This is a genomic window from Arthrobacter sp. B3I9 (assembly GCF_030816935.1).
Lineage (GTDB): Bacteria > Actinomycetota > Actinomycetes > Actinomycetales > Micrococcaceae > Arthrobacter.
In genome coordinates, this window is sequence record NZ_JAUSYO010000001.1 from 1,036,205 (window position 1) to 1,062,087 (window position 25,883).

At 67.4% G+C, this 25,883-nt stretch carries 25 protein-coding genes; 13 read left to right on the plus strand and 12 right to left on the minus strand.

What is annotated here, in order from left to right:
* Positions 1-4 precede the first annotated feature (4 nt).
* The 3 genes from QFZ65_RS04905 to ccsB are packed head-to-tail and all read left to right on the plus strand — an operon-like array spanning position 5 to position 3,740.
* Positions 5-760, plus strand: coding sequence for a cytochrome c biogenesis CcdA family protein (locus tag QFZ65_RS04905; RefSeq protein WP_306908572.1), 756 nt, complete (start codon positions 5-7; stop codon positions 758-760).
* The gene (locus QFZ65_RS04910; protein ID WP_306908573.1) at positions 760-2,625 is read left to right on the plus strand and encodes a cytochrome c biogenesis protein ResB; all 1,866 of its coding nucleotides are present in this window, start codon (positions 760-762) and stop codon (positions 2,623-2,625) included. Before QFZ65_RS04905 ends, QFZ65_RS04910 begins: the two co-directional genes overlap by 1 nt.
* Complete coding sequence (gene ccsB, locus QFZ65_RS04915; protein ID WP_306908574.1) at positions 2,625-3,740, plus strand: c-type cytochrome biogenesis protein CcsB; 1,116 nt, start codon at positions 2,625-2,627, stop codon at positions 3,738-3,740. The genes QFZ65_RS04910 and ccsB overlap by 1 nt, the downstream gene beginning before the upstream one ends.
* A gap of 321 nt (positions 3,741-4,061) precedes the next feature.
* Here ccsB and QFZ65_RS04920 read toward each other — a convergent pair whose 3' ends face one another.
* Positions 4,062-5,027: a hypothetical protein gene (locus QFZ65_RS04920; protein ID WP_306908575.1), complete on the minus strand. Its 966-nt coding sequence runs from the start codon at positions 5,025-5,027 to the stop codon at positions 4,062-4,064.
* Between the two features lie 569 nt (positions 5,028-5,596).
* Positions 5,597-6,025 carry a PLD nuclease N-terminal domain-containing protein gene (locus QFZ65_RS04925; RefSeq protein WP_306908577.1) on the minus strand — a complete coding sequence of 143 codons (429 nt, stop codon included), beginning with the start codon at positions 6,023-6,025 and terminating at the stop codon, positions 5,597-5,599.
* Positions 6,026-6,148: 123 nt separating this feature from the next.
* Between QFZ65_RS04925 and QFZ65_RS04930 the strand changes: the two genes are divergently transcribed.
* The gene (locus QFZ65_RS04930; RefSeq protein ID WP_306908579.1) at positions 6,149-6,457 is read left to right on the plus strand and encodes a DUF4229 domain-containing protein; all 309 of its coding nucleotides are present in this window, start codon (positions 6,149-6,151) and stop codon (positions 6,455-6,457) included.
* A gap of 95 nt (positions 6,458-6,552) precedes the next feature.
* On the opposite strand, the gene QFZ65_RS04935 is transcribed toward QFZ65_RS04930, so the two are convergent.
* The 5 genes from QFZ65_RS04935 to QFZ65_RS04955 all read right to left on the minus strand — a co-directional run bounded on the left by QFZ65_RS04935 (position 6,553) and on the right by QFZ65_RS04955 (position 10,893).
* The gene (locus QFZ65_RS04935) at positions 6,553-7,434 is read right to left on the minus strand and encodes a 1,4-dihydroxy-2-naphthoate polyprenyltransferase (RefSeq protein ID WP_306908581.1); all 882 of its coding nucleotides are present in this window, start codon (positions 7,432-7,434) and stop codon (positions 6,553-6,555) included.
* A 48-nt stretch (positions 7,435-7,482) separates the two neighbouring features.
* Positions 7,483-8,637 carry an AMP-binding protein gene (locus tag QFZ65_RS04940; RefSeq protein ID WP_306908583.1) on the minus strand — a complete coding sequence of 385 codons (1,155 nt, stop codon included), beginning with the start codon at positions 8,635-8,637 and terminating at the stop codon, positions 7,483-7,485.
* Positions 8,638-8,645: 8 nt separating this feature from the next.
* The gene (locus QFZ65_RS04945; protein WP_306908585.1) at positions 8,646-9,599 is read right to left on the minus strand and encodes a 1,4-dihydroxy-2-naphthoyl-CoA synthase; all 954 of its coding nucleotides are present in this window, start codon (positions 9,597-9,599) and stop codon (positions 8,646-8,648) included.
* A 21-nt stretch (positions 9,600-9,620) separates the two neighbouring features.
* A complete protein-coding gene (locus tag QFZ65_RS04950; RefSeq protein ID WP_306908587.1) occupies positions 9,621-10,061 on the minus strand; it encodes a VOC family protein in 441 nt (146 codons plus the stop codon).
* Between the two features lie 70 nt (positions 10,062-10,131).
* Positions 10,132-10,893 (minus strand): CPBP family intramembrane glutamic endopeptidase, encoded by a 762-nt coding sequence (locus QFZ65_RS04955; protein WP_306908588.1) that lies wholly within the window; start codon positions 10,891-10,893, stop codon positions 10,132-10,134.
* Between the two features lie 332 nt (positions 10,894-11,225).
* Between QFZ65_RS04955 and QFZ65_RS04960 the strand changes: the two genes are divergently transcribed.
* Positions 11,226-12,686, plus strand: coding sequence for an amino acid permease (locus QFZ65_RS04960; protein WP_306908590.1), 1,461 nt, complete (start codon positions 11,226-11,228; stop codon positions 12,684-12,686).
* A 66-nt stretch (positions 12,687-12,752) separates the two neighbouring features.
* Here the strand turns inward: QFZ65_RS04960 and QFZ65_RS04965 are convergent, their stop codons facing one another.
* Positions 12,753-13,493 carry a dienelactone hydrolase family protein gene (locus tag QFZ65_RS04965; RefSeq protein WP_306912500.1) on the minus strand — a complete coding sequence of 247 codons (741 nt, stop codon included), beginning with the start codon at positions 13,491-13,493 and terminating at the stop codon, positions 12,753-12,755.
* Positions 13,494-13,701: 208 nt separating this feature from the next.
* Positions 13,702-13,878: a CsbD family protein gene (locus QFZ65_RS04970; protein ID WP_306908592.1), complete on the minus strand. Its 177-nt coding sequence runs from the start codon at positions 13,876-13,878 to the stop codon at positions 13,702-13,704.
* Between the two features lie 141 nt (positions 13,879-14,019).
* Here QFZ65_RS04970 and QFZ65_RS04975 point away from each other — a divergent pair, with 141 nt between their 5' ends.
* From QFZ65_RS04975 to QFZ65_RS04995, 5 genes are all read left to right on the plus strand, one after another.
* On the plus strand, positions 14,020-14,499 hold the full coding sequence (locus QFZ65_RS04975) for an SRPBCC family protein (RefSeq protein WP_306908593.1): 480 nt from the start codon (positions 14,020-14,022) through the stop codon (positions 14,497-14,499).
* Positions 14,499-15,176, plus strand: a complete 678-nt coding sequence (locus QFZ65_RS04980) for a pentapeptide repeat-containing protein (protein ID WP_306908595.1) — start codon at positions 14,499-14,501, stop codon at positions 15,174-15,176. The genes QFZ65_RS04975 and QFZ65_RS04980 overlap by 1 nt, the downstream gene beginning before the upstream one ends.
* Positions 15,177-15,336: 160 nt before the next feature.
* A complete protein-coding gene (locus QFZ65_RS04985; RefSeq protein WP_306908597.1) occupies positions 15,337-16,566 on the plus strand; it encodes an acetyl-CoA C-acyltransferase in 1,230 nt (409 codons plus the stop codon).
* Positions 16,566-17,369, plus strand: coding sequence for an enoyl-CoA hydratase/isomerase family protein (locus QFZ65_RS04990; protein WP_306908599.1), 804 nt, complete (start codon positions 16,566-16,568; stop codon positions 17,367-17,369). The genes QFZ65_RS04985 and QFZ65_RS04990 overlap by 1 nt, the downstream gene beginning before the upstream one ends.
* Before the next feature lie 5 nt (positions 17,370-17,374).
* A complete protein-coding gene (locus QFZ65_RS04995) occupies positions 17,375-18,304 on the plus strand; it encodes a 3-hydroxyacyl-CoA dehydrogenase family protein (protein WP_306908601.1) in 930 nt (309 codons plus the stop codon).
* A gap of 4 nt (positions 18,305-18,308) precedes the next feature.
* Here the strand turns inward: QFZ65_RS04995 and QFZ65_RS05000 are convergent, their stop codons facing one another.
* Complete coding sequence (locus QFZ65_RS05000; RefSeq protein WP_306908603.1) at positions 18,309-18,548, minus strand: DUF6480 family protein; 240 nt, start codon at positions 18,546-18,548, stop codon at positions 18,309-18,311.
* Positions 18,549-18,714: 166 nt separating this feature from the next.
* On the opposite strand from QFZ65_RS05000, the gene QFZ65_RS05005 reads away from it, so the two are divergent.
* Complete coding sequence (locus QFZ65_RS05005; protein ID WP_306908605.1) at positions 18,715-19,323, plus strand: GNAT family N-acetyltransferase; 609 nt, start codon at positions 18,715-18,717, stop codon at positions 19,321-19,323.
* Positions 19,324-19,415: 92 nt separating this feature from the next.
* On the opposite strand, the gene QFZ65_RS05010 is transcribed toward QFZ65_RS05005, so the two are convergent.
* Complete coding sequence (locus QFZ65_RS05010; RefSeq protein ID WP_306908607.1) at positions 19,416-20,279, minus strand: SGNH/GDSL hydrolase family protein; 864 nt, start codon at positions 20,277-20,279, stop codon at positions 19,416-19,418.
* 160 nt (positions 20,280-20,439) lie between these two features.
* Between QFZ65_RS05010 and QFZ65_RS05015 the strand changes: the two genes are divergently transcribed.
* Positions 20,440-23,127 (plus strand): trypsin-like serine protease, encoded by a 2,688-nt coding sequence (locus QFZ65_RS05015; protein ID WP_306908609.1) that lies wholly within the window; start codon positions 20,440-20,442, stop codon positions 23,125-23,127.
* A gap of 8 nt (positions 23,128-23,135) precedes the next feature.
* Here QFZ65_RS05015 and QFZ65_RS05020 read toward each other — a convergent pair whose 3' ends face one another.
* A complete protein-coding gene (locus tag QFZ65_RS05020) occupies positions 23,136-23,552 on the minus strand; it encodes a PaaI family thioesterase (RefSeq protein ID WP_306908611.1) in 417 nt (138 codons plus the stop codon).
* Between the two features lie 154 nt (positions 23,553-23,706).
* Here QFZ65_RS05020 and paaZ point away from each other — a divergent pair, with 154 nt between their 5' ends.
* Positions 23,707-25,818: a phenylacetic acid degradation bifunctional protein PaaZ gene (gene paaZ, locus QFZ65_RS05025; RefSeq protein WP_306908613.1), complete on the plus strand. Its 2,112-nt coding sequence runs from the start codon at positions 23,707-23,709 to the stop codon at positions 25,816-25,818.
* The last annotated feature ends 65 nt before the right edge of the window (positions 25,819-25,883 follow it).

Consider the following 25,883-nt stretch of genomic DNA (forward strand, 5'->3'; position numbering starts at 1 on the left):
CCCCATGAACAGTCCCTTCGCCGAAGCCATCCTCAACGGCTCGCTCCTGCTGGCCATCCCGGTGGCGCTGCTGGCCGGGTTGGTCTCCTTCCTGTCGCCGTGCGTGCTGCCCCTCGTGCCGGGTTATCTGGGCTACGTCACGGGGCTCACCGGGGTGGACCTCCAGAAGCAGAAACGCGGCCGGATGCTGGCCGGAATCGGGCTCTTCGTCCTGGGCTTCTCCGTGGTCTTCGTGTTGCTCGGCGGGGCCTTCGGCCAGCTGGGGACGCTCATCACGGGCTCGGGGAACCGCTGGATCACCCAGGTCCTGGGCATTTTGGTCGTCATTATGGGTGTCGTCTTCCTCGGGGGTTTCGGCTGGCTCCAGCGCGACGCCAAGATCCACGCCAAGCCGCCGGCCGGGCTCTGGGGCGCGCCCCTGCTGGGCATCACCTTCGGCCTGGGCTGGGCGCCGTGCATCGGCCCCACGTATTCCGCGGTCCAGCTCCTGAGCCTTTCCGGCGGATCCTCCGCGGCCAAGGGGGCCTTCCTGGCCTTCGTGTACAGCCTGGGACTCGGCATACCCTTCCTGCTGATCGCGCTGGCCGTGCGCCGCGGTGTCGGTGTGATGTCCTTCTTCCGCAAGCACCGGCTCGCCATCCAGCGCACCGGCGGCGGGATCCTGATCGTGCTGGGCCTGCTGATGGCCAGCGGTGTGTGGGGGACCTGGGTTTCCGGGTTGCAGTACTGGTTCCAAACCGATGTGAAATTGCCGATCTGATGAGCGAGCGAGTGAACGTAGAGAAAAAGACCCCCGCCCCCGGCACCGCGCACGACGGAAAGGCCGGCGGCCCGGGCCGGCCCGCTGCGGCCAAGGCGGACGCTGTTCTGCCGACGCTTGGACCGGTGGGCATGCTCCGCTGGGCCTGGACCCAGCTGACCAGTATGCGCACGGCGTTGTTTCTCCTGCTGCTGCTCGCTGTCGCTGCGGTGCCCGGCTCGCTGTTCCCGCAGCGGCCCGCCAACCCCGCCACCGTCACGCAGTACATCAAGGACCATCCCGAGTACGGCAAGCTCCTAGACTCGCTGCAGCTGTACGACGTGTACTCCTCCGCTTGGTTCTCCGCCATCTACATCCTGCTGTTCATCTCCCTGATCGGCTGCGTGGTTCCCCGGGCCATCGCCCACTACAAGGCCATGCGCTCGCAGCCGCCGCGCACTCCGGCTCGGCTTTCCCGCCTGCCCGAGTACGGCACACTGGTCATCCCCGCCGAAGCCGGGATCCCGGCGTCGGCCGCCATCACGCAGTCCGCAGGACTACTGAAAGCGCGCGGCTACCGCGTAGACATCCGGGACCGCGACGGCGCGCGGCCGTCCCTGGGTGCGGAGCGCGGCTTCCTGCGCGAGGTCGGCAACCTGGTCTTCCACACCGCGCTGATCGGAGTGCTGGTTTCGGTCGCGATCGGGGGCCTGTTCGGTTACAGCGGACAGCGGATCCTGGTGGAGGGCGACACCTTCGTGAACACCCTCGTCGGCTACGACCAGTTCAACCCCGGCACGAACTTCCAGAGCAGCCAGCTGCAGCCCTACTCGGTCCAGCTGGACAAGTTCCAGATCACCTTCGACCGTGAATCGCAGGGCAAATTCGGCCAGCCCATCGACTTCAAGGCCGACGTGACCACCAAGGAGTCCCCGGACGCGCCCGCCAAAAAAGAGGTGCTGAAGGTCAACGATCCCCTCTCGCTTGGCGGTACCAGCGTGTACCTCACCGGCAACGGTTACGCCCCCATCGTCACCATCCGCGACGGCGCCGGCAACGTCGCCATGCAGGGCCCGGTCGTCGCCAAGCTCCAGGGCGAGAACTACTACTCGTCTGTGGTCATCAAGGTGCCGGACGCCAAACCCGAACAGCTCGCGTTCGCCGGCTTCTTCCTGCCCACCGCCTTCGTCACCGACAAGGGCGTGTCCTTCAGCGGTGACCCGGAGCTGTTCAATCCCCAGCTGACGCTGAACTCGTACTTCGGTGACCTCGGCCTGAACCAGGGCGCCCCGCAGAACGTTTTCGAGCTCGACGTGCAGAAGCTCAAGCCGCTCAACGCGCGCAACCTGGAGGCCGGGGGCATCACCCTGGCGCCCGGGGCCAGCTACACCCTGCCCGACGGCAAGGGCTCCATCAGCTTCGACGGCGTCAAGCGCTACGTCGGCGTCGACATCCACCACAACCCCGGACAGCTGGGCGCCCTGGTTTTCGCACTCCTGGCGGTCGCCGGGCTGGTCACCTCGCTGTACGTGGACCGGCGGCGCGTCTGGGTGCGGACCGGGACCCACGAGGACGGCCGCACCATGGTGGAATACGGCCTTCTGGCACGCGGCGAAAACCACCGGCTCGCCGGCGAAGCGGCCAGGATCCGGGCGCTGCTCGCGGAGACATGGAAGCTCGGCGACGCCGCCCCCGACGCGACGCCGGACGCGGCAGGATCCGCTACGGCAGCAGACTCCCAGTCAGCTCCCAGCGGGAACGCGGATAATAGCCGTTCGGACGCAGCCGGGGCCTTGGCCGGCCGGGAGCCGGCCTCCGCGGACCACCCCGCAACAGACTTCATTCCGTCATCAGCCGGCTCGCCCGAGCCAAAGAAGGATTCGTAATGTTCCCCATCAACGAAACCATGGGCCAGTACAGCGAGCTGTTCATGCTCCTCGCGGCCGGCACCTATACCGTGGCATTCATCGCGTTCGCCTGGGACCTGGCCAAGAGCAGCAAGGTGCTGCGCGCCGTCGACCTTAAAGCTGCTGAGCTCTCCGGGGCCGCCGGTGCCGGAGCCACGCGCGTCCCGGTTGCTGCCGGCGTCGGGTCCACGGGTGTGGTCGATCGCGCCGGATCGGCCGTGGCCGGGCCCGCGGGCCGTGCCGAGCGTCCGTCGTCGTCCGTCTCCCGCGACTCCAGCGGGCCCGCAGCCGGAATCGGCGGAACCGCCGACGCCGGCATGCGCTACGCCGCCGAGCGCCGCGCGCCCGCCCGCGTTGCTGTCGCAGTGACCGTTCTGGGTGCCGCGATCCATGCGGCGGGCGTGATCACGCGCGCCCTGGGAGCGGGCCGCGTGCCGTGGGGCAACATGTACGAGTTCCTGACCACCGGCGCCTTCGTGGCCGTGGCTGTTTTCCTGCTGGTCCTGATCCGTCGCGATCTCCGGTTCCTGGGGACCTTCGTGATCGGCCTGGCCATCATTATGCTGGTCGCGGCGGCTGTGGCTTTCTGGACGCCCGTGGGCCATCTCGTTCCCGCCCTGCAGAGCTACTGGCTGATCATCCACGTCTCCATCGCAGTGATCTCCTCCGCCCTCTTCACGTTGACCTTTGCGATGTCCGCCCTGCAGCTGGTCCAGGCCCACCGGCAGAAAACGGTTGCAGCGGGGGGTGCGGACAAGCTGGGCTTCATGCGGCTCGTACCGTCGGCGCTCAGCCTTGAGAACCTGTCCTACCGGATCAACGCCATCGCCTTCGTGGGCTGGACCTTCACCCTCATGTTCGGAGCCATCTGGGCCGAGAAGGCCTGGGGCCGGTTCTGGGGCTGGGACACCAAGGAAGTCTGGACGTTCGTGATCTGGGTGGTCTATGCAGGCTACCTGCACGCCCGTGCCACCCGGGGCTGGACCGGAACCCGTGCGGCCTGGCTGTCGATTGTCGGCTACCTCTGCGTGGTCTTCAACTTCACCATCGTGAACCAGTTCTTCAACGGCCTCCACTCCTACTCAGGACTGTAGGGGCTGTCGGGGCGGCTGCATCGTCTCCCGGCCGACCCGTAGTCTGACACCAAAGGCCGCTAAGAGGTCTCCCTTAGCGGCCTTTGGTGTCACATCGTCGGGGCCGGGCGGCGAAACCGGCCCGGGCCTTGGGGTTGGCACCGCCCGGGGCCGAGGATTGGCACCGGTCCAAGCCCGGCCCGGCCTGAGCCCAGCCCGGGATGAGCTCGGCTCGGAATACTGTTCCGGGGCATCGCCCGGCGATTTGCCACAAAAGACCGCTCAGGCGTCGTGCTTTGCCATAAAAGGCCGCTACGGCGTCTCGCTAAGCGGCCTTTTGCGTCACATCGTCGGCACGACGCGACGACCTCGGCCCCGGCGCCCTGCCGGGGCGGGACTCCATCCGCGGTCCCTAAGGGCAGCCCTGACCCGGACCACAGCGCTGGGCTCCATCCCCGGCTCGATCGGTGTCAGATCCCACTGCGTCAGGACGACGACCCGCCAGCCGGCGTCTCTGGCATTCTCGTCACGGAAGATATCGCTGCGTCGCTGGGCCGGAGTTGCATGGTGGCCGCCGTCGTACTGGATCGCTACCTTCTCGTCCTCGTACGAGAGATCAGGGTCCTGAAGCCAGCGGCCGTCCTGGTCGAATATCGGGACGTTGATCGCAGGTTCAGGCAGTCCATGGCAGAGCAGGAGGAGGCGAAGCTCGGTTTCTTTGGGTGAATCGGTGTTGGCGCGGACCAGGGCGCGCGCCCTCATGGCCCTCCGATAACCTGGGCGTCCCTGCTTGCCATCGAGGTACGCGTCCAGCTCCCCCAGGGTGGTCAACGGATTCCTCCGCCGAACGAGGAAGTCACCGGCAACCACTAGCTCATCGGTGCTCAGGATGCCGGCGAGATCCAACCACGTCCGTAGAGGAGAGGTGCAAGCCACCCGACGACCGACAGTGATGTCCTCCGGCGCGAGCACTTGTTGGTGGCCCACGACATCCTTACGACGCACCACGCGCCGTCCGGGCTGCGTCGTCAGGTGGACGGCATTGCGGCGTTCGACGGCGAGCGGCAGAGGGAAGCCCCAAAGCACGGCTGCCGAAATGTGGCTTACGACGGCGCCGGTGGCGATCGTGAGGGCACGAACGCGTTCGAGCAGGCCGTCGTCGGCCTTGGCGGCGGCGCGTACTCCGTGGCACGGGCTGACCAGGTCCGCTGCGCGCGTCCGGCGCCGGCTCAGCCCAGCAGAGCGAGCCTGTGCCACAGTGAACGGTCCGGACATGAGGTGGTTGGGAAGGTCGTGCGGATGGCGCATGGATGAATTGTGAGCTGGATCCGGGAGCGCTCACCGGTTATCCACAGAAGTTTCGCCTGTGGAGGGCTGGTGCCGTGCCGCACAGCCCTCGCGGGCCGGGCGGTAGCTTCATCGCTTCGCCGAAGGTGGCCGCTATGGTTACTCGCTTAGCGGCCGGATATGGCAAATCGCGGGGGAGGGCCGTCTCGCGGAGGAGGGCCGTCTGATTCGGTCTGGCTCACGTTAAGCCTCGGTTCGTCTCGCTCACCGTTTCGCCGAATATGGCCGTTACTATGGCTCGGATAGCGGCCGTATGTGGCAAATCGCGGGAGAGGGGCAGCTGGGGCGGCCTCAGGGGGCAAGCGGGCGCAAAGCGGGGCCTGACCGCGGGGGAGGGCCGTGTGATTCGGTCTGGCTCACGTTAAGCCTCGGTTCGTCTCGCTCATCGTTTAGCCGAATATGGCCGTTACGGGGGCTCGGATAGCGGCCGGATGTGGCAAATCGTGACCAACGCGGCCGTTGGAAGCCGACCGGCGCTGGCGGGAGCCCGGTGGAGCCCGGTTGGGAAGACTCAGTGGAGCAAGAGAGGTCTACTTGACCTCGTCGGTGCCTGGCGTGCCGGCGTCGCCGGAACCGTGGGCCTCATCGGAACCGGAGCCGTGTCCCTGGGCAGGGCCTTCGCCGCCGAGCTTGCGGTCCTTGGCGTCCATCTCGCGCTTGAGCTTCCGGAGCCGTTCGGCTTCAGCCTGATTCCGACGCCGGATCTCAAGGTTCCGCAGGAAGTCCGGGTCGTCGTCCGGGGCGACGGGATGGCTGTAGCTGGCAGGGCTCGGACCGGTCCCGCGGGGGCGTCCGATCAGGAACCACAGGACGGCGCCGATCACAGGAAGGACGACCTGCACCACGATCCAGGCGGGCTTCGAAATGCCCTTCGTTTGGCGCCGGTCCGTGCGGATCACGTCGACAAGTCCGTAGACGAACACGACGAGAACGGTAACGACGACCACTACACGGAGCATGTAATCAGTCTAGCGTCCGGGCGAGTCTCCGGCGCGGCCCACTGCTCCGGCCACAGGGACGCCGGGCCGGAGCCGCACGGACGGCCGGCGGGGCGCCCCGGCCGCCGGCGGTAAACTGGAAGTGTGGCATTCCTGAAATACTCCCTGATCCGGCTCGCACTGTTCGTGCCATTGTTCGCGCTGTTCGTGTACCTGCAGCTGGGCTGGCTCCTCGCCGTCCTCTGCGCTGGCATGATGGCCTTCGCCATCAGCTACCTCTTCTTCCAGAAGCAGCGCGATGCTGCGACCGCAACGCTGCATGACCGGTTTTCCGGCAAGGTCAAGCCGCGTCGGTCCATGGGCGAAGTAGCCGATGCCGACGCCGAAGACCGCCTCGTCGACGCGAACCCGGACATCACCGTCCAGCGGGACAAACCCCGCAAGGATTCTTAGAACGCAACGGTCCCAGGGGGGCCGGATCGCGCAGGACGTCGAGGCCCCACCGGGCTTGGGCGCCAGCCGCCGGCCAAACCGAGGCAAACCCGAGCCTAGAACCCGTGGCTCAGCACCAGTCCGAGCGAGAACAGGACGGCATACCCGAGGTTGATCAACCCAGTCTGCTTGAGTACCGGGATCAGGCTCTTGCGCCGCCGGCCGGCGATCATCAGCCAGGACGGCATCAGGCTGGCCGGAATGAGCAGCAGCACGATGAGCATCCAGGGCCGTCCGGGAGCCAGCACAATCACCAGCAGGATGGCCACGGCCAGCATCAGCACGTAGCTTTCGCGGGCATGCTTGTCCCCGAGCCGCACCGCGAGGGTCTTCTTGCCGGCCTTCCGGTCCGTGGGGATGTCGCGGACGTTGTTGGCCATCAGCAGGGCGCACGCAATCAAGCCGGTGCCGATGGCGCCGATGATCGCCGCGAGGCTCAGCTGGCCCGCCTGCGTGTAAGTGGTCCCGAGCGTGGCGACGAGTCCGAAGAAGACAAACACGAACACATCGCCCAGGCCCATGTAGCCGTACGGGTTCTTGCCGCCGGTGTAGCCCCAGGCTGCCAGGACGCACCCAATCCCGACGAGGATCAGCCACCATGCCTGCGTCAGGATCACCAGCACGAGGCCGAACACCATCGCCAGCCCGAACGCGGCGAAGGCGGCGTACTTGACCTGCTCGGGCTTCGCCGCGCCGGAGCCGACCAGCCGCAGGGGGCCCACCCGGTCCTCGTCGGTGCCGCGGATTCCGTCCGAGTAGTCGTTGGCGTAGTTCACGCCGACCTGGAGCAGCAGGGCCACGAGAGCGGCCAGCACGGCGTTCAGCAGGCGGAACCCGCCCAGCTCATATGCGGCCGCGGTGCCGATCAGTACGGGCGCGATCGCGGCCGGCAGGGTGCGCAGACGGGCGCCTTGGATCCATTGAGCGGCTGTAGCCACGTTCAGTACCTCGTGTTGGTTCGGCGACGCCGGGAGTGCCCGGCCTGTCTATTTTCCCTGATGGAGCTCTGTGAGCCGAACCGTCATGGCCAGCCGGTCGGGTTTCCCGTTGGGCAGCATCAGCAGTCCGCTGTCGGCCAGCACCGTCTTCGGAGCAAGCTTGCCCAGCGCCGGCGCCCAGGCAGCGCCTGCGGTGAAGTTCCGGATCCCTTCGGGGGAGCTGTCGGCCAGCGCCACATAGGCGGCGAGGGCCTGCCCCCACTCGGACGACGGAACGCCCGCGACAAAGGCCGCCCGGACGCCGTCGAGCTTTTCCAGCTCGGCCTGCACGTGCGCGGCGGACACCTTCATTCCGCCGGTGATGACCACATCGTCCGCGCGGCCCAGAACCACCAGGCGGCCATCACTGTCGAATTCGCCGAGGTCGTTGGTGCGGTACCAGCGGGTCCCGCCGTCCTCGACGAAGGCCTCTGCAGTGAGTTCGGCGGCGCCCAGGTAACCTGCAGCGATCGTTGCGCCACCGAGCAGGATGCGCCCGTCCTCAGCCAGCCGGACTTCGACACCGTCCAGGGGAACGCCGTCGTACACACAGCCCCCGCAGGTCTCGGCGGAACCGTAGGTGGTCACCACCCGTACACCGGCCGTCCGGGCCGAGGCCAGCAGCTCCGGGGGCGCCGGAGCGCCGCCGAGCAGCACGGCGTTGAAGCGACGCAGCACGGCCAGCGTGTCGGACGAGGGGGACTCCAGCAGCCGCTGCAGCTGGGTCGGGACCAGCGAGGTGAACCGGATCTTGTCCGTCAGTTCGAGCGCTGCGGCGGTGAAAGCCTCCGGGGTGAAGCCGCCGGTGCCATCCATGACCCACGGCCGGGTCCCGGCGAAGAGGGAACGGACCAGCACCTGCAGGCCGGCCACGTACTGCACCGGCAGCGCGAGCAGCCACTGGCCCTCACCCTTGAGCGCCAGAGCGGTCGCCATCGAGGACGCCGCCAGGGCATCGACGCTCAGCACGGTTGCCTTCGGCGTGCCGGTGGAACCGGAAGTCCGCACGACGGCGGCGGCATCCTCGTATCCCGGGGCTGTCACCAGTTCAACGACGGGAGCTCCGTCCGGGCCGGCGGACAGCTCGACGGCGGGGCCCTCGCCGCGGAGGGCGGCGGCCAGTGCCGCAAGGGCCGGTTCTATCTTTCCAACGGAGGAAGTCACGGCGTGCCTTAGAAGTAGTACGGGAACTGGGACCAGTCAGGATCGCGCTTTTCCAGGAAGGCTTCCTTGCCCTCGACCGCCTCATCCGTCATATAGGCAAGGCGGGTGGCCTCTCCCGCGAAAACCTGCTGGCCCGCCAGGCCGTCGTCGGCGAGGTTGAAAGCGAACTTGAGCATCCGGAGGGCCTGCGGGGACTGCCGGGCGATGTCGGCGGCGTATTCCAGGGCCACCTCCTCGAGCCGGGCGTGGTCCACCGCCTCGTTGACGGCGCCCATCCGGACCATGTCCTCGGCGGAATATTCGCGGGCAAGGAAGAAAATCTCCCGGGCGGCTTTCTGGCCGATCTGGCGGGCCAGCAGCGCGGAGCCGTAGCCGGCGTCGAAACTACCCACCGTGGCGTCGGTCTGCTTGAACTTGCCGTGCTGGCGGGACGCGATGGTGAGGTCCGAGACGACGTGCAGCGAGTGCCCGCCGCCGGCTGACCAGCCGTTGACCACCGCGATGACGACCTTCGGCATGGTCCGCATGAGCCGCTGGACCTCGAGGATGTGCAGCCGGCCGGCCCGGGCCGGATCAATCGTTTCCTGGGTCTCACCATCGGCGTACCGGTACCCGTCCCGGCCGCGGATCCGCTGGTCCCCGCCCGAGCAGAACGAGTGGCCGCCGTCCTTGGGGGAGGGACCGTTGCCGGTGAGGAGCACGGTTGCCACATCCGGGGTCATCCGCGCATGGTCCATGGCGCGGTACAGCTCATCCACGGTGCCGGGGCGGAAGGCGTTCCGGACCTCTGGCCGGTTGAAGGCGATGCGGACAGTGGGCAGGTCGCGGACCACCGTGCCGTCCCCGGAGCGCTCCACCTGCCGGTGGTATGTCATGTCCTGAAAGTCGTCGAAGCCGGACACGGTGCGCCATCGGGAGGGGTCAAAGACGTCGGATACCTTGGCGGGGATTTCGTTGCTCACGGTCCGAGTCTAGTAATCCCGTCAGCTGATGCAGAACTCGTTGCCTTCCGGATCCGCCATGGTGTGCCAGGAGTGCGGTCCCTCGCTGGCGGTCCAGAGGTACGTGGCGCCGCGTGCTTCCAGTGCAGACCGGACGGCGTCCTTGTCAGCGCCGGCGAGGTTCACGTCCCAGTGGATGCGGTTCTTGATGGTTTTCTCTTCGGGGGCCGTCTGGAAGAGGATGCGCCGGGTCGGCGGCTTGGCATCGAGTTCTTCGGGCGGCCGGATGGCAGCGCCGTCGCGCCACACCAATTTGCCGTTATGCCGGGTGGTTTCGGCCTCGGTGGCGAAGCCCTGGCCGATCATGGACCGGATGAAGTCCTCATCCTGCGGTTCCACGGACCAGTCCAGGGTTTCGGCCCACCAGTCGGCAAGCTCGTGCGGTTTCCGGCAGTCGACGGCGATCTGGATGTTGAGTGTCATGGAAAGAAACTACGACGCCGTGCCCTCCGCCCGGAAGACCCCGGCGGCAGAAGCCGCACGCACGCGGGTGCTAGCCCTGAAGGCGCTGCAGCTGATCCAGGACGTCCGGCGGGATGGCGTAGATGAAGACGACGGCCAGCATGTTCTTCGCGGCATGGACGAAGTAGGAGAACATCACGTTCATGCCGGTCCAGACATAGACGAATACCAGCACGGCCCCCATGGCGAGGTAGGGCATCAGCACGGGCAGGGTCAGGTCTTCCTGCCCGACTATGTGAAGGGCCGCGAACAGCACCACCGACAGAGCACAGCAAAACCAGATGTTGACCCGCCGTCTGAGCTTCCCGATCAGCAGGTGGCGGAAAATGTACTCCTCCACGAAGGGGCCCACGATGACGAGCAAGGGCACCATCAGCCACGCCGGGACCTGCTGCATGAGGGCCTGCAGGCCGGCCTGGTTCGCGGACGTCTGGACCGGGCCGCTGATGGCGACCAGGACCGCCGTCAGGATCATCATGACCACAACGGCGAGCGGGACCATGAGGAGCGTGAACCACGGCCTCGTGGCCAGGACGCGGAGATCCCGCACGGCAATCTTCCGGGCCGCGGCGACTGCCAGGACACCGACGGTCCCGTAGAAGAGCAGGTTCACCGCATAGGACGCCACGGCCGGGTTGTGCGAAATCTGCAGCATCAGGGGCGCCAGCAGCTCGCCGGCGGCCGTGAAGAATGCGGCGACGGCAACGTACAGTCCGGCGGTGGTCACGTCCAGCCGGGAAAAACGGTAAAGCTCAGGCCGGGGAGGGGGAGGAGTGCGGAGAGCGGTGCCCATTGAACCAGCCTAACGCCGCCGACGAGGGTGGGAGCACGTGAGATGCGGCGTTCCCCGGCGAAGTATCGGCAGCACGCGAGGTCCCCGGCAGTGCGGGTCAGAATAATGTTCAGCCGAACGCCGGGACCGCCTCATTTAATTGGGCTTGCCGTCGAGGAATGTTGCACCGGTCACGTCTGGGCCGGAAGAGCTTGTACGATGGATAGGCCGCGTGAAGCTTCGACCCTTTGTGAGGTTCGGTACACTTTGTTGTCCCCAGTGGATGACTCACCGAATTTTGTGTATCTGATCCCGGTCAGTCCCGGCCCTACTCCGACCTACAAGGAACAGCTGTGCCACCACTCACCCCCACAGAACTCAAGAGCGCGCCGGCGCAATCCGCCGTCGTCGACTCCACCCTCAGTGCCGAGGGCTACAAAAAGACCCTGAGCGGCCGCCATGTGACCATGATTTCCATGGGCGGGGCCATCGGCGTCGGCCTGTTCATGGGAGCCGGCGGACGCCTGGCCTCCACCGGCCCGGCGCTGATCTTCTCCTACGCCATCGCAGGCGTCATCGCCTACCTGCTGATGCGGGCCCTCGGCGAACTCATCATGTACCGCCAGACCTCGGGCTCCTTCGTCAGCTACGCCGGCGAGATGTTCGGCAAGAAGGGCGCCTTCGTCGCCGGCTGGATGTACTTCATCAACTGGGGCATGACGGGCATCGCGGAACTGATCGCCATCGGCCTCTACTTCCAGTTCTTCTTCCCCAACGTGCCGGTCGAAGCCTCCGCCATCGCCGCGCTCGCGCTTCTGGTCGCCGTGAACCTCCTCAGCGTCAAGGCGTTCGGCGAGTTCGAATTCTGGGCGTCCTGCCTCAAGGTCGGCGCCATCCTCATCTTCCTGGCCGTGGGCACGTTCATGGTGGTCACGAACGCCAAGGTCGGCAACGGCCATGCCTCCGTGGCCAACCTGTTCCACGACGAGGGCGGCATGTTCCCCAAGGGCGCCCTTGTGATGGTGCTCGTCCTGAATGCCGTCATCTTCGCCTACAACGGCATCGAACTCGTCGGCATCACCGCCGGTGAGATGGAAAATGCCAAGCGTGAAGTGCCCAAGGCCATCCGCGCCGTCGTGCTCCGCATTGTCGTGTTCTACGTCGGCTCCGTACTCCTGCTGGCCATGCTGTTGCCGTCCGACCAGTACAAGGCCGGAGTGTCGCCGTTCGTCACCGTGTTCGGGCAGATGGGCCTCGGTTGGGTGGGCGACGTGATGAACATGATCGTCATCACCGCCGCGCTCTCCTCCTGCAACTCCGGCCTCTACTCCATCGGCCGTGTCTTCCGCACCATGGCCAACAACGGGCACGCCCCGGCGTGGCTCACCAGGATGTCCTCACGGCACGTGCCGTACGCGGCGATCCTCGCCATCGCCGTGTTCTACCTTGTGGGCATCATGCTCAACATCTGGCTGGGCGGATCCCACGCTTTCGACCTCGCGCTCAACACGGCCTCCATTGGCGTGATCTTCACCTGGGGCGCCATCTTCGCGAGCCAGATCGCTCTGCGGCACCAAAAGGGCCGGGTCTCCAGCCTGCCGATGCCCGGTTCGCCCTGGAGCAGCTGGGCCGGACTCGTTGCCCTGCTGGCGATCTCCGTGCTGATCGGCTTCGACACCATGACGAGCAAGACCGGCGAGGTGTTCCATCTGGGTCTGTGGACCCTGGCCACCATCCCGTTCTTCGCCGTCGTGCTGTGGCTCGGCTGGCAGAAGGTCAAGAACAACGAACCCCAGAACCAGCTCTACAGCTAGCCTCTGGAAGTACGACGACGGCGGCGGCCACCTTCACGAGGTGGCCGCCGCCGCTGCTTTGAGGGCTCACACCTTCAGATGCTTGGCGAAATGGTCTTCGATGCGCTTCCATGCTTCGGGTGCGGACTGGGGGTGCGGGCCAATGCCCATCACCCGGAAAAGCGGAAGAAGGGCTTTGGGCCCTTTCTCGGTGTCGTTCAGGAAGGCGTGCCCGGCGGCCGGGAACTCCTTGACGTCGTGCTCAACCCCGAGTTCGTCCAGCACGGACTCCAGCTTTGCCGCGGCATTCCTGAGGGTGCGGTCCTTCCCCCCGAAGTTGGCCACGATGGGGCACGCGCCGGCGAGGGCCGCTTCGGGGTCCTTGGGCAGCCTGCCGTAGTTCACCGCGGCGGCATCGAAGCCGTCGTTTGCCAGCAGCAGGGCGAAGCCACCGCCCATGCAGAAGCCAATGACGCCGATCTTTCCCGTGGTCCGCCCATCTTCCCGCAACCACTCCGCAGCCCTCGCCAAATCCGCGAAGGCGCGTCCATGGCCGGCGGCGAGGGACCGCATGGTCGTGACGAGGCACCGCCGGGCGCCTCCGTCGCTGAAGAGGTCTACGGCCAGCGTCAGGTAGCCGGCGGCGGCCAGCCGGTCCGCATGGCGCACTGTGATGGCGTCCAGGCCGAACGCCTCGTGGATCATCAGCACGGCAGGGAACGGCCCGTTGCCTTCGGGCTCCGCCAGATAGCCGCGAAGCGTGCGGGAGCCCCCGGACGGTGCGCCGGCAGGACCAGGGGCTGCCTGGCCCGGGCCGGGAGCGCCCAGCCAGACGTTGCTTGGATCGGTGGTTTCTGATTCGCGGAAGCGTGCATCTTTGCTGTCCACGGAATACCCCTCGGTTGGTGTTCAGGACAGTCTCGCAAACAACCGGGAGTCAAGCGCGGCAAACGGATAATGGCACAAAAAAGCGGCGCCGGCCTTCCCCCAAAGGAAGTCCGGCGCCGCCGTTCTGCAAGACGTCTGCCTTGCGAAATCAATCCTTCTTGAAGGCGTCCTTGACGTCCTCGCCGACCTTCTTGGCGTCAGCAACGACCTGGTCCTTCTGGCCCTCGGCGCGCAGCTGGTCGTTGTTGGTGGCGTTTCCGGTAGCTTCCTTGGCCTTGCCGCCAAGGTGCTCTGCCTGGGCCTGAATCTTATCGCCGATACCCATGATGTGAGCCACCTTTCGTTTCCAATAGAAATTCAACGAGGTTTCACCATAACACGAAGCATGCTTACTAATTCAAGGGCTGTCCCCGACGGTCTGTCCTCAGGGGCCACTTTTACGCCGTACGCGGCTAGGCTCGGAGCCATGGACCACAAAACCAGCCTTACCCAGCACATTGCTGCTCCGGCGGAGAAGGTATGGGCGGTCATCACGGACATCCCTGCGTCGGCCGCAACGCTGTCCGGCGTCAAATCCATCCAGATGCTCACCGAGGGAGCCTATGCGGAGGGGACCCGCTGGAAAGAGACCCGCGCCATGATGGGGCGCGCCGAGACCGTGGAAATGTGGGTCGCGCAAAGCCGGCCTCCCTCGCAGCCCGGTGGCGGTCTCGCCAGCACTACGGTGAAGGCGGTGCAGGACGGGGCCGGCTACACCACCCACTTCGCACTGGCCGAGCGCGACGGCGGGACGGACCTTACCGTGACGTTCGCTGCCGAACTGCTCAAGCCCACACGGTTCAGCAAGGCCATGATGGCCGTTTTCGGGCCCCTCGGCATGCGGATCACCCGCAGGGCCCTGGCCAAGGACCTGGCGGAGATCGCGGCCAAGGCGGAGTCGCTCTGATGGCGGCAATTCCAAAGACGCCCCGGACCGCCAAGGTAACGGCGCCGCGGCTGGCGCCCGTCCGCCTTGAGGACCTCCGGGACGACCCGTCGCCGGACTTCCGCCGGGGTGAACGGTACGACGGCGTCCGGTACAGCCGCGCGGACGCCGACGGGCTGGAGCTCAGCGGCACGGATTTCGCCGAGTGCGAGTTCGACGGCGTCTCCTTCAACGAGACCCAGCTGCGCGGAGCCACATTCCGCGACTGCATCCTCTCCGAGCTGTATGCCCCCGTCTTCACCGCGGCCCGGAGCAGCCTGCGCGACGTCGAGATCCGCAATCCGCGCTGGGGCTCCGCCGAGCTCTATGAAAGCGGCTGGCAGTCCGTACGGATCGACGGCGGCAAGCTCGATTACCTGAACCTGCGCGGCTCCCGGCTGGCCGACGTGCGGATCAGCGACTGCATCATCAATGAACTGGACCTCGGGTCCGCCACCGCAACCCGCGTTGCGCTCAAGAACTGCACCATCGGCACCCTCGACGTGACCGGCGCCAGGCTCAAGGATTTCGACCTCCGCGGGACGGACTTCCGCGCCATCAGCGGACTGGGCAGCCTCGCCGGGCTGGTGATCGACGAGTACCAGCTCGGCCTCCTGGCGCCGCTGCTGGCCGGGCACCTCGGCGTCGTCGTTGCGTAACCCGCGTGGCCGCCCGGTTGACCGGCTGGCCCTGCCGTGTAATCTTTTATAGAACGAACGGTCGGTAAATGAGCGCCTTTCCCATCCGCGCTGCAAACTCCGGTAACCGTTCTTCTGGCTTTCGAAAAACAGAGACGTTTATCGCGTGAAGGGTGTATCCATGGCATCAGCAGCTGCAGGACCACAGGCATACCTGGTGGGTGGTGCCCGCACGCCCGTGGGCCGCTACGGCGGATCCCTTTCCGCTGTCCGGCCCGACGACCTCGCAGCCCTCGTGGTACGCGAGGCGGTGACCCGCGCCGGAGTCGACCCGGAGGCCATCGACGAAGTGATCCTGGGCAATGCCAACGGCGCCGGCGAGGAAAACCGCAACGTCGCGCGGATGGCAACCATCCTGGCCGGACTGCCCCTGCACATCCCCGGAATCACGGTAAACCGGCTGTGCGCCTCGGGCCTCAGCGCCATCATCATGGCCAGCCAGATGATCAAGTCCGGTGCCGCGGACATCGTGGTCGCCGGCGGTGTCGAATCCATGAGCCGGGCCCCGTGGGTCCAGGAAAAGCCACAGACCGCCTTCGCCAAGCCGGGCGACATTTTCGACACCTCGATCGGTTGGCGGTTCGTCAACCCGCAGTTCCAGCAGGGCGAGTTCTCCCGTGGCGGCAAGATGACCTACTCCATGCCGGAAACCGCGGAGGAGGTCGCCCGGGTGGACGGCATCTCCCGCGAGGACGCCGACGCCTTCGCCGTCCGCTCGCACGAGCGCTCCCTGGCGGCGATCGCCGCGGGCCGGTTCGCCGCCGAAATCGTCCCCGTGACCGTCAAGACCCGCAAGGCCGAGACTGTCGTCGATACCGACGAGGGCCCGCGCGCGGGCACTACGATGGACGTCCTCGCCGGGCTGCGCCCCGTCGTCGCCGGGGGCTCGGTGGTCACCGCCGGTAACTCCTCGACCCTCAATGACGGCGCCTCCGCGATCGTCGTGGCCTCCGAAGCCGCCATCAAACGCTTCGGACTCACGCCCCGGGCCCGCATTCTCGACGGAGCTTCCGCCGGATGCGAACCGGAGGTCATGGGCATCGGCCCCGTCCCCGCCACCCAGAAGGTGCTCGCCCGGGCCGGACTGAACGTCGGTGACCTCGCCGCCGTCGAACTCAACGAAGCGTTTGCCACCCAGTCACTCGCCAGCATGCGGCGCCTCAACCTGGACCCGGACATCGTGAACCGCGACGGCGGAGCGATCTCCCTGGGGCACCCGCTGGGCTCGTCCGGCTCGCGGCTCGCCATCACCCTTCTGGGCCGCATGGAACGCGAGGACGCCGGCCTCGGCCTCGCCACCATGTGCATCGGCGTCGGACAGGGCACGGCGATGCTCCTGGAGCGGGTCTAGTGGCGGCCGCCGGGGCCGGGCTCGACGCGGACGGCTTCAGCACGCTGAAGGTGGAGGAACGCGACGACCGGCTCGTGGTGCTGCTCAACCGCCCCGAGGTCCGCAATGCCATCGACCAGCACATGGTCGACGAACTCCATCTGGTCTGCGCCTACCTCGAGCAGACCCCCAAAGTGCTCATCATCGCGGGCACGGACGGCGTCTTTGCCTCGGGTGCGGACATCGGCCAGCTCCGCGAACGCCGCCGCGACGACGCGCTGCAGGGCATCAACTCCACCATCTTTGTCCGGATCGCCAAACTGCCCCTGCCCGTCATCGCCGCGCTTGACGGCTACTGCCTCGGCGGCGGCGCCGAGCTGGCCTACGCCGCGGACTTCAGGATCGGCACCCCCGACGTACGGATCGGCAATCCTGAAACGGGGCTGGGCATTCTCGCCGCGGCCGGTGCCAGCTGGCGGCTCAAGGAACTCGTGGGTGAGGCCGTCGCCAAGGAAATCCTGCTCGCCGGCGCAGTGCTCCGCGCCGAACGTGCCCTCGCGGTCAACCTCATCACGGAGATCCATGAGGCACCCGAGTTGATGGCCGCCGCCCATGCCCTTGCCGACAGGATCGCACGGCAGGACCCCTTGGCGGTCCGCATCACCAAGGCCGTGTTCCACGCCCCGGCCGAGTCGCATCCCCTCATTGACCAGCTGGCCCAGGGCATCCTCTTCGAGTCCCAGGCCAAATTCGACCGGATGCAGGCTTTTCTGGACAAAAAACCGGGTAAGAAATCAGCTGCCACGACCTCCGAGCGGAAGTAATAGACATGACCACCCCCGTGCCCGACTCCGTACCCGACGCCGCCCTGCCCGACGCCGCCCTGCCCGACGGCGCCGTACCCGACGCCGCCCTTCCCGACTTCGTCGGGGTGCTCGGCGGGGGCCGCATGGGCGCCGGAATCGCCCATGCCTTCCTGATTAAGGGCGCCGACGTGATCGTCGTCGAACGCGATGAGCAATCCGCTGAGGCCGCCCGCGAGCGGGTGGAGTCCGCGGCGGCCAAAAGCATCGAGCGGGGCACCACCGACGGCAATCTGGACGAGATGGTCTCCCGGCTGTCCGTGAGCGTCGACTATGACGACTTCAAGGATCGGCAGCTGGTCATCGAGGCGGTACCCGAGGACTGGGACTTGAAGGTCGCCTCGCTCCGCGGGATCGAGGAGCGCCTTGCCGCGGGTGCCTACCTGGCGTCCAACACGTCCTCATTGTCCGTCAACGGGCTGGCCCGGGAATTGACGCGGCCGCAGAACTTCCTGGGCCTGCACTTCTTCAACCCGGTGCCGGCGTCGACCCTGATCGAGGTCGTGCTGGGCGAGCACACCTCCGGGCCGCTCGCCCAGGCTGCCCGCGCCTGGGTGGCGGCGCTGGGGAAGACCGCCGTCGTCGTCAATGATGCCCCCGGCTTTGCCTCCTCGAGGCTGGGTGTGGCCATTGCCCTTGAAGCGATGCGCATGGTGGAAGAAGGGGTGGCTTCCGCGGAGGACATCGACAACGCCATGGTGCTCGGTTACAAGCACCCCACGGGCCCGCTGCGGACCACGGACATCGTGGGCCTCGACGTGCGCCTGGGCATCGCCGAATACCTTGCCTCCACCCTGGGCGAGCGCTTTGCGCCGCCACAGATCCTGCGCGAGAAAGTGGCCCGCGGCGAGCTGGGCCGCAAGACAGGCAAGGGCTTCTTCGAGTGGGCCGACTGACCTCTTAGGACAGCAGCCCGACGATGTAGCCGACGAAGTAAAGCAGCGTAAAAAGGACCACGACGCCGATCAGGATGATCCAGAGGTACTGGCTGAAACCGCGCGCTTCGGAAAGCCGGGGGCCCTGCGGACCTACAGAGGTTCCCTCGCCCGGCGGTGTTTCACCGGGCGGCACGCCGCCGCCCGGCTCAAGCCCGGTGAGCTTGTCGTTCAACGGATCAGGATCCGGTACCTGGGATGCCACGGTGTCCTCCTGCTGCGATGGATGTTGTTCCGGCCCGTCCGCCCGGCCCTGAAAGAGCCGACGGTGAGCATGGCTCCAGCCTAACGAGAAGTTCCGCCGAGGGTACCGGCACTGTGCGCGGCGGTGCCGATCGCACGTGCGGCGGCCCCCGCCTAGGATGATGCCTGTGACCTCCATCGAACCCATCACGCTGACCGGCAAGTACGTCGTCCTCGAGCCCCTGCGCGAGGACCACCACGACGGCCTTGTGGAGGCGGTCCGGGATGGCGAGCTCTGGAAGCTCTGGTACACCAGCATCCCTTCCCCGGACCAGATGGCATCCGAAATCAGCCGCCGTCTGACCCTGCAGGACCGCGGTTCCATGCTGCCCTTCACCACGCGGCTGCTTGATCCGGTCACCGGGGGCCCGGGCAGGGTCATCGGGATGACCACCTACATGAACATCGACGCCGATACACCGCGGGTGGAGATCGGCTCCACCTGGAACGCCGCGTCCTCGCACGGCAGCGGCAGTAACCCGGACTCGAAACTGCTGCTCCTGGCGCACGCCTTCGACACGCTCGGCTGTGCCGCCGTCGAGTTCCGCACCCACTGGCACAACTTCCAGTCCCGGGAAGCCATCGCACGGCTGGGCGCCAAGCAGGACGGTGTGCTCCGCAGCCACATGCGCACGGCCGACGGCGTCCTGCGGGACACCGTGGTGTTTTCCATCCTGGAACACGAATGGCCGATGGTCCGCAACGGACTCGAATTCCGGCTCGCAAGGCAGCGGTAACCGGGAGGCGGCGAGCCGGCGGCAGTAAGCCTCGAATCCTGCGGAGCGACCGGACTGTGGGATCCGCGCCGCTCTATAGGATCCGGGCCGGACTACGGGATCCGCGCCGCTGCGAGCGCCGCAGCGTAGCCGCTGGAGTATCCGGTTGCCGTGGGATGGAAAGCGTCAAACGGACTCGGGCTGCAGTTGACCGAGGGATTGCACAGTCCCGCTGGCGGCACGAGCCAGGGATCAGCGGAACCGATTCCGTGGCCGCTGAACCGCTCGGCGACGCCGACGTACTTGACCCCGTTCACGAGTGCCGAGTAGCCGATGGTGGCGTTGAGCAGGTCGGCGGCAGTATTCATCATCGTGGCTCCCTGGGTCTGCTCGGCCGTAAAAGCAGGGCTGACGGTGAAGAGCCGGGGATACCCGGTCAGCACTATCCGCGCGTGGGGCGCCTTCTTCTTGACGGTGTCCAGCATGGCGGCAATCCTGCCGGGCAGTTCCCGGAGCTTCACCGCCAGGGAGTTGTACAGGGCGGAACGGCAGGCGGGTGAGCTGGCCGAGACGGTACAGGCGACGGTGGTCTGGACCGCGTCAACGTCGTTTCCTCCGACGGTCACAGTTATCACTTGGGCACTCTTCAGGGCCGCAGCGTAGCGGTCAGCCACCGCGGCCACGTCGATTGTCGTGGCGCCGGCACAGGCCAGGTTGAGGGTGGCGTTGCGGATGACCGGATAGGCCTCCGCTGTCTGCAGGCACTCTGCCGGGAGACCCGCCGGAGGCGCAACGTATGCCCCGCCACCGGTGCCGGCGGCGTAGGAGTCGCCGAGCGCGATGTACACGGGCGCGGGAGGCTGTGACGGGTCCTCTGCTGCGGAAGCGGGCGCGGTGGTGAATCCGGCCACCAGCGCGAGTGCTGCCGCTGCGGACGCGAGCCGAGCCGCCCAGCGCCCCAATGACTTGTCGTTCATGCGGAAACAGTACCCGCGCGGGCGCCGGCCGGACACCGTGGCAGTTACTCGTTTATGGGGCCCTGTATCCGCCCGGACTACTGTCTTCCCGAGGACGAAACGGGCTGCCGGCCCGGGACTCGAGGCTTGCCGGGCCGGTCGGGGCCGATAGGGTAGCCGGGTGAAGACTCCGAAGTTTCAGCTGGCCGTGCGGGCAGTGTCCGCGGCCGCCCTCGCCCTGACCGGATCGTTCTGTGCCGTCCCGGCGTTCGCGGGTGGGGAGCCGGAACCCGCGACGACGGGGTCTCGGGCGGGCGCGCCCGTGTTGTTTCCCGCAACCGCTCTGCCGGCCCCGACGGGCCCCTCGTCGCCGGCTGCAGTGGTGCCGCCGGTCCCGAGCGAGAAGGGCCTCGCACAGGCCGTCCTGCGCGATCTCGGCATGACCCTGGCCGAGTTCAATGCCGCGGGCGAACAGGCCAGGCGCGCCGCTGACGCGTTGCCGTCACTGCAGAAACTTCCCGGCTTCGCTGCCGTCCGGCTGGATGGCGGCAAAATCGTCGTCGAGGGCGCCGGAGTGGAGCTGCAGTCCCGGGTGGCAGAGTTGAACCGTACGGGACGGGGAGATTTCGTCCTCGCGGCACCCGCCCCCGTCCCGGTGAAGAAGCAAGCGTCTGCAAATGCGCCGCAGCCCCAAAACGGGACCGCAGCGCGCGAGGCCAAACCCACAACGCCCGACGCCCGTTCGGCCGCGGATCTTGTAGCCACCAGCACGGAGCAGCTGTTCGAGGCCTTCGTCCGCGACGTCGGCACTGCCGGGCTGCAGGCCGTCGCCTACTCGGGCGGCCACTTCGTCATCCGCACCGGCGGAGAGAACGCAGCGGAAGCGGCGCAACCGGCACCGACCGCCACCGCACAATCCGCAAAGGTGCGCGGCAAGGTCTCGCCGGCGGACTTCGTGGCCCGCTACGCCAATGTGGCGCTGGAGAAAGGCTCGGCGATTGCCACGGAGGAGGAGCTCTTCGGCGGCCAAGGCTATGTCACCGACGCTAACGCCATCTGTTCCGCCGGCTTCGGCGCCTTCAGTCCCGCCGGCCGGCCGGTGGTGCTGACGGCCGGGCACTGCGCCCAGGACGGTAACGCCAAAACCGCAAGTGTGGAGCCGCGGACCTCTGCCCCGGCGTCCGGAGCGACGGCGCCGTCGTCCCCGCCCTACCCGGCACTCGGCACCTTCGGTTTCAGCCAGTTCGGTGGTGAGCAGAGCTCCTGGATCACCGGCGATGAGGACAACCCGGACAACGTGGGAACTGACATCGCGGTCATTGAATCACTCCGGAAGGGCCTGGGCGTCCAGCCGGCAGCGACGGTGTGGGCCCCCGGCGAGGCGGCCGACCCCGGAGCCAGCGCCGTCAAGATCATCGGAACGGTCGCCCCGTTCGAAGGCCAGCAGGTCTGCCGCTCCGGACGGACCACCGGCTGGTCCTGCGGCACGGTGCAGGAGCTGGGAATCTACGTCGTCGGCGGCACCACCGCTGATCCGGCCGACCTCCGCGCGTTCCACGGCTTCCTGTCCCAGGACGTCCAGTCCAGCGGCGGCGACTCCGGCGGCCCCTGGATCAGTGGCAACTTTGCGGTGGGGACCCACTCCGCCGGTGACGGCGCGGGATCCACCGGCAACTTCGCCATCGCGACAACGCTGGAGGACTCGCTCGCACGGATTCCCGGGGGCCTCGAGCTCCAGCTGTTCCTGAACAAGCCGGAACTCTCGACACCGGCAGGCCAGACATTGACGGCGGGCCAGCCGGTCACCGGTCGTGTTCCGGCGGCCCCCGCTTCCGCCGTGGCCGCGAATTCGACAGTCCGCGTGACCATCTCCGGCGACCCCGCTGCTGCGCCGCTCGAAGTCCCGGTGGACGCCTCGGGAAACTGGTCCTTCCCGGCGCCCTCAACCAAGGGTCCCCTCCGCTTTTCAGCCGAAACCGTGAACGGATTCAGCCGGTCGGGGAAGGCCTCCTTCTCGATCGAGGTCTCTGACCTGGCCGCACCCGTCATTACCAGTCCTGCTGAAGGCGCGGCCCTGACCGGCGTGGACCGCATCGACGGCACCGGAACGCCCGGACTCACGGTAAAGCTGTCCGGCGACGCCACCGGCACGGACACGGTCTCGCCGGACGGCCGCTGGAGCATCCGTGTGGCCGGCAAGCCGGTGTACGGCCAGCTCGCCGTGACCGCGACGCAGGTTGCCCCCAAGCATGCTGACAGCCCTCCAGCCATCCGCACCTTCACCGTCGCCCCGCCGGCGCCCGCCCTCTCTACCGTCCGTGAAGGGGCGAAGTTCGAACAGGAATCGCTTCCGCGGACCATTTCGGGAACCGGCGTCGACGGCGCCGCGGTGACCGTCACGATCGACGGCACGCCGGCCGGCACCACCACTGCAGAGGGCGGCCGCTGGAGCCTTCCGTTCCCGGCAGGCCTGGCTCCCGGACCCCACGTAATCTCCGCCAGCCAGGCGGTCGAGGGTGTGGTGTCCGAGCCGTTGGTCGCTACTTTCGTCATCACTGCGCCCGCGGAACCTGCAGCGCCGGCAACGCCCGCAACCCCGGTTGCTCCAGCCGAACCTGCTGCGCCGGCTGCGCCGGCGGCTGGTGCGGACGGCGCGGCACCTGCGGCCCCCGCGGCGGGGGTTGCCAAAGCTCCGGCGCCGGCCGCCGTCGTGCCTGCCGGCACGCCCGCCGGGCCCGACCAGCTGGCCAGTACCGGTGCCGGCTCTCTCCTGCCGGCAGCCGGGCTGGCCGCGGCTTCGCTCCTACTGGGGGCGCTGTTCCTGGTGCTCGGCCGGCGCAAACCGACGGCGGCGAAGCGGCAGGCCTAAGCGCGCTTTCAGGCCTTGCGGTCCAGCAACAGATTGGTGATCCGCAGGGTGCACAGCCGCTGGCCGCCCTCGTTGGTGATCACGACTTCGTGGGTGGTCAGGGTCCCGCCCAGGTGGATGGGGGTGGCTGTGACCGTGATGATTCCCTCGCGGGCGGACTTGTGGTGCGTGGCCGAAACGTCCACGCCCACCGCAGTTTTCCCGAGGGTACTGGCGTGAATGACCGCCGCCCAGGAGCCCACCGCCTCCCCGACGGCCAGCGAGGCGCCGCCATGAAGGAGCCCGAAGGACTGGCGGTTTCCCTCCACGGGCATGGTCGCAACAACGCGCTCGACTGATTCCTCGACGATCTTCACACCCATCTTCTCGTCGAGTTCCCCGAGCGTGATCTTCCACAGCTCGGCATTGCGCGGCTCGGGCGTCATGGATTCTCCTTTTTGGCCGGATGGTTCAGGCCGATCTGTGCTGCGCCACCTAGTGTGCGGCAGGCCTCATTCATGTACTGTAGACATATTACCGAACGGACGGTCAGTAATGTTCTGGCCGGATCTGCCCCCGCGTTGGAAGGACCCGTCAACGATGACCACCACTGCAACTGCTCCGGAATCCACACTAGACACCGTCGGGATCGTTCCCAGCTTCATCCGGGATTCTTGGTGGACTCCCGCCGCCGGTTCCGGGGCAGCTGCGGCTCCCGTCCTTGACGCAAGCACCGGGGAGCTCCTGGCGAAGGTGAGCACCGAGGGCCTGGACCTTGCCGCCGTCGTCGACTACGGACGCTCGACCGGGCAGGCGGAACTGGGCAAGCTGACCTTCCACCAGCGCGCACTCAAACTCAAGGAACTGGCGCAGTACCTCAACGGCCGCCGCGAGGAGTTCTACGCGCTCTCGGCGCAGACCGGTGCCACCAAGATCGACTCCCTGATCGACATCGACGGCGGCATCGGCGTGCTCTTCACGTTCGGCTCCAAGGGCCGGCGTGAACTGCCCAACGCCCAGGTGGTGGTGGACGGCCCCATGGAGGTGCTGTCCCGGGACGGCTCCTTCGCCGGCGAGCACATCTACACCCGGATCCCGGGCGTTGCCGTCCAGATCAATGCCTTCAACTTCCCCGTCTGGGGCATGCTCGAGAAGCTCGCTCCCGCGTTCCTGGCCGGTGTGCCCACCATCGTCAAGCCCGCCACCCCCACCGGCTATGTGGCAGCCGGAGTGGTCAAGGCGATCGACGAGTCGGGCATCCTGCCGAAGGGCTCGCTGCAGCTGATCTCGGGCTCCGCCCGGACGCTGCTGGACCACCTCGATTACCGTGACCTCGTGGCCTTCACCGGCTCCGCCTCCACCGCCAACACGCTCAAGAACCACCCGAACGTCCTCCGGGGCGGGGTCCGCTTCACCTCGGAAACCGACTCGCTGAACGCGGCGATCCTGGGGCCGGACGCCGTCAAGGGCACGCCGGAATTCGACGCCTTCATCAAATCCCTGGTCACCGAGATGACGGCCAAGGCTGGCCAGAAGTGCACCTCGATCCGCCGCGCCATCGTCCCGCAGGAACGTGTGCCGGACGTCGTTGCCGCTGTGGGGGACCGGATCCGCGAGCGCGTCGTGCTCGGCGACCCCCGGGCCGAAGGCGTCACGATGGGGGCCCTGGCTTCCCGCGAGCAGCTCGCCGACGTCCGGGCGGCGGTGCAGTCCATGCTCGACGCCGGCGGCGAACTCGCGTACGGAACCCTCGACTCGCCGAAAGTCACCCGCGCCGACGGGACAGTGGGTGTCGTCGAGGACGGCGCCTTCATGGCTCCCGTGCTTTTGAGCTGGGCCGATCCCGAAGCCGACGAGGTCCACTCGCTTGAGGCGTTCGGCCCGGTCTCCTCCGTCATCGGCTATGCGGACCTGGCCGACGCCGTCCGTCTCGCCGCCCGCGGCGGCGGTTCGCTGGTCGCCACCGTCTGCACCAATGATCCGGACGTCGCCCGCGACCTCGTGACCGGCATCGCTGCCCACCACGGCCGCGTCCTGATGCTCAACCGGGAGGACGCCCGGAGCTCCACCGGCCACGGCTCGCCGGTCCCGCACCTGGTCCACGGCGGTCCCGGCCGCGCCGGCGGCGGGGAGGAGCTCGGCGGCATCCGCTCTGTCATGCACCACATGCAGCGCACTGCCATCCAGGGCTCGCCCAACATGCTCACGGCCATCACGGGCATCTGGCACACCGGAGCCGACCGCAATTTCACCCTGGAGACTGAAGGCCAGCACCCGTTCCGGAAGTCACTGAGCGCCCTGCACATCGGCGACGCCATCCGCTCCGGGCTGCGCGAAGTCTCGCTGGAAGAGATCACCAAATTCGCCAACTCCACGGGCGACACCTTCTACGCCCACACCAACCAGGAGGCCGCGGCCGCCAACCCCTTCTTCCCGGGCATCGTGGCGCACGGCTACCTGCTGTTGGCCTGGGGTGCCGGACTGTTCGTGGAGCCGGCACCGGGCCCCGTGCTGGCGAACTACGGCCTTGAAAACCTGCGCTTCATCACTCCGGTGGCTGCCGGGGACTCCATCCGGGTCACGCTGACGGCCAAGAAAATCACGCCGCGGGAGACCGACGAGTACGGCGAGGTGGCGTGGGACGCCGTCCTGACCAACCAGAATGACGAGATCGTGGCCACCTACGACGTCCTCACCCTCGTGGAGAAGTAGCCCCCTCCCGACGCTCCCTCACGTCCTGCGGTTCCAGTCCGGACGCTCCCTCCTCAGTGAGGGAG